Here is a 3,311-nt window from a genome sequence, read left to right as displayed (position 1 = left end):
GCTGCAGGGCTCATGGGGCTCATCGTGCCAGCCGCAAATTCGACGGGCAGGCGGCCCAGCGGCTTCTGCGTCCTGTCTGCTCGCTCACTGCGCGGGTGCGCTGCCGGAATGGACCACTCGGCACACGCAAGTCGGCCGAGGCTGAGCGTTCCGGCAGCGCGAGACGGACCGGGGCGGCTACCGTGGGCCAATGGCAACCACCACCACCCCGATCGACTCCGACGTCGTGGTCCGCACCTTCTTCGACGCCCTCGTCTCGGGCGACGTCCCCGCCGCCGCCGATCTGCTGGCCGACGACGTGTGGTGGGCAAACATCGGGCTCCCCACCATCCGGGGCAAGCGCGACGTGGTCAAGGCACTGTCCGCCATGGGCGCCAACGTGGACTTCGACGCGGAGATCCACCACCTCGCCGTGGGCGCCCCGGCGGACCCGACCACCCCCGGCTCCCCCACGATCGTGCTCACCGAACGCACCGACTACCTGGGGATCGGGCGTTTCAGCTGCGGATTCTGGGTCTGCGGGCGCCTCGAGGTCCGCGACGGTCTGGTCTGCGGCTGGCAGGACTACTTCTCCAAGTCCGACATGGCCCTCGGCGCGGTGCGCGGACTGGTGGGGATGATCACCGGCCGGGCCCGCTGACCTCGTCGTCGTCGAGCACCTAATCTCTGGGATATGAGCTTCGATCACCCCGCCGCCCGCGAGCGCCTGGCCACCCTCCCCGCCGACACCCGCATCGCGGTGGTGACCGGCGCCTCCTCCGGCATCGGCGAGGCCACCGCGCGCGAGCTGGCGGGGCTGGGGTTCCACGTGGTCGTCGGCGCCCGGCGGCTCGACCGGTTGGAGGCGCTCGCGGACGAGATCGGCGGCACCGCCATCCCCCTGGACGTGACCGACCCGGCCTCGTGTGAGGCGTTCTGCGCGGCCATCCCCCGGTTGCACGTGCTGGTCAACAACGCCGGCGGCGCCAAGGGCACGACCACCGTCATGGACGCCGACGAGGAGCAGTGGCGATGGATGTGGGAGACCAACGTCCTGGGCACCCTGCGACTCGTGCGCGGACTCATGCCGGTGCTCGTGGAGACCGGCGACGGGCTGGTGGTGACCATCACCTCGATCGCCGCGCTTGAGTCCTACGACAAGGGCAGCGGCTACACCACCGCCAAGCACGCGCAGGCCGTGCTGCACCGGACGCTACGCGGGGAGCACCTGGGCCAACCCGTGCGGTTCACCGAGATCGCGCCCGGCATGGTGGAGACCGAGTTCTCGCTCGTGCGGTTCGACGGCGACGACGACAAGGCCGGCGCCGTCTACCAGGGATTGACCCCCATGGTCGCGCGCGACATCGCCGAGATCGTGGGGTTCGTGGCGAGCCGGCCGTCGCACGTCAACCTGGACCAGATCGTGGTCAAGCCGCGGGACCAGCACTCGGCCATGCGGGCGCACCGGCGCTGACCGCGCCACGGGTCCCTCCCCGGCAGAATCCAGCGACAAGGCCAGGCTTACCGATGTTCGGTTAGGCTTACTGACCTGGTAAAACGCTGTATGCAGCCCTACTCTGGGACCCCTGGGGCGCAACATGCCCCGGGCGAACCTCGACGCCCGTCGAGGTCCCCCGAGAGGAAGGGTGCCATGATCATGGCCAAGAAGTCTTCGTCGTTCACCGAACTCCTGTCCGCGCAGGTCGGCCACGAGTTCGCCGCGAGCCAGCAGTACATCGCGATCGCCGTGTGGGCCGACGCCAAGGACCTGCCCCAGCTCGCCGGGCGCTTCTACCAGCACAGCCTGGGCGAGCGGAACCACGCCATGATGATGGTCCAGTACATGCTCGACCGCGACATCCCGGTGACCATCCCGGCCGTGCCGGGTCCGCAGGCCGATTTCGAGGGCCCCGTCGCGGCGCTGCGCTACGCGCTCGAGCAGGAGAAGCAGGTCACCCGTCAGATCGAGTCGATGTTCCAGGCGGCCCGCGCCGAGTCCGACCCGCTGGGCGAGCAGTTCATGCTGTGGTTCCTGCGCGAGCAGGTCGAGGAGGTCGCCAACATGAGCACCCTGGTGGCGATTTCCGAGCGCGCGGACGACGACTGGTTCCGCATCGAGGAGTACCTCGCACGCGAGACCGACACCTCCACCAACACCGGCACCCCGCCCGCGGTGGCCGGTGGCGCCGTCTGAGTTAACCCCTCCCCCTCCCCCGGTTGGCGGACTGAATGCGCGTCCACGCAGCTCCGAGGCGCGCATTCTGTCCGTCAGGTTGCTGAGGGTGTCCGCCAACCGCGTGGGTGCAGGTGATCGGCGTCAGGAGCGCGCGTACTCCACGTAGCTCACCCCGCTGTCGAACCCGATCCGCCGGTGCGCGACGAGGGACAGCGCGCCGGCGGACTCGGCGATCAGCGGTCGCCCCCGGCCGATCATCACCGGATTGACCTTGAGCCGGAACTCGTCGATCTCGTCCACCAGCGCACCCGCCAGGTTCCCGCCACCGCACAGCCAGATGTTGAGCGGGGAGTCCTCTACCTTGAGCCGGCGGACCAGCGTCACGGGGTCCTCGTCCGAGGCCGTGAGCCCTTCCTCGACGGGCAGGTCGCCCGGCCGGTGCGTCACCACGTACTGGCGCAGGTGCGGGTACCCGCTGGCCAGACCCTCGTCGACCGCGACCTGATGGGTGGACCGGCCCAGCAGGACCGTGTCGAACACGCGTGGGGCGGCCTCCGCGAGACCGATCGCGCCGCGGACGTGGCCGGGGATCGTCTCCGGGTAGTGCTCGATGAGCCAGGCCATGTGGTCACCCTCGAACGGGAAGAAATCGGTCCGCCCATCGGGGTCCGCGATGAACCCGTCGACGGTGACGGCGATGTAGTAGATGAGCTTGCGCATGATGTGTCCTCTCTGCGGATCGGTCTGCTGCGTCCACCCCGCGGTGGCGGGGTCAGGGCAGAGTGATCACGTCGTCCACCCCCACCCGCTCGCAGAAGCCGTCGTCGTGGCTCACCAGGAGCAGTGCCCCTCGCCACTGCGCGAGGGCGTCGGCGAGCACCTCCACGCCGGCGAGGTCGAGGTTGTTGGTGGGCTCGTCCAGGATCAACAACTGCGGGACCGGCCGCGCGAACAACCTCGCCGCCAGGGCGGCACGCAGGCGTTCGCCACCGGAGAGCTCGGCAAGGAGGCGGAACCCGGCGTCGCCCGTGAAGAGCATCCGCGCCGCGTGGGCGTGGACCTCCTCGGGGTCGGCCGCGGGGCGGACCGCCCGGATCGCGTCAACGACCGTCCACTCGGCGTGCTCGATCCGCAGGTCCTGCGGCAGCAGCGCCCA

General features: G+C 70.0%; 4 protein-coding genes and 1 pseudogene. 3 read left to right on the top strand and 2 right to left on the bottom strand.

Annotated features, from left to right (window positions below):
- The first annotated feature begins 190 nt into the window (after window positions 1-190).
- The 3 genes from G6027_RS08635 to G6027_RS08625 all read left to right on the top strand — a co-directional run bounded on the left by G6027_RS08635 (window position 191) and on the right by G6027_RS08625 (window position 2,173).
- The gene (locus G6027_RS08635) at window positions 191-640 is read left to right on the top strand and encodes a limonene-1,2-epoxide hydrolase family protein (RefSeq protein ID WP_182636815.1); all 450 of its coding nucleotides are present in this window, start codon (window positions 191-193) and stop codon (window positions 638-640) included.
- 33 nt (window positions 641-673) lie between these two features.
- Window positions 674-1,453: an SDR family oxidoreductase gene (locus tag G6027_RS08630; RefSeq protein WP_182636814.1), complete on the top strand. Its 780-nt coding sequence runs from the start codon at window positions 674-676 to the stop codon at window positions 1,451-1,453.
- Window positions 1,454-1,636: 183 nt separating this feature from the next.
- The gene (locus G6027_RS08625) at window positions 1,637-2,173 is read left to right on the top strand and encodes a ferritin (protein WP_182636813.1); all 537 of its coding nucleotides are present in this window, start codon (window positions 1,637-1,639) and stop codon (window positions 2,171-2,173) included.
- A 123-nt stretch (window positions 2,174-2,296) separates the two neighbouring features.
- On the opposite strand, the gene G6027_RS08620 is transcribed toward G6027_RS08625, so the two are convergent.
- Together G6027_RS08620 and G6027_RS08615 are read right to left on the bottom strand one after the other, a co-directional pair.
- Entirely contained in the window at window positions 2,297-2,875 is a 579-nt protein-coding gene (locus G6027_RS08620; protein ID WP_182636812.1) for a dihydrofolate reductase family protein, read from the bottom strand.
- Between the two features lie 52 nt (window positions 2,876-2,927).
- A pseudogene (locus G6027_RS08615) lies at window positions 2,928-3,311 on the bottom strand (ATP-binding cassette domain-containing protein); the annotation flags it as partial.

It is taken from the genome of Dietzia sp. SLG310A2-38A2, from assembly GCF_014145095.1.
Taxonomy (GTDB): domain Bacteria; phylum Actinomycetota; class Actinomycetes; order Mycobacteriales; family Mycobacteriaceae; genus Dietzia.
This window is presented reverse-complemented; position numbering and strand designations above follow the sequence as displayed.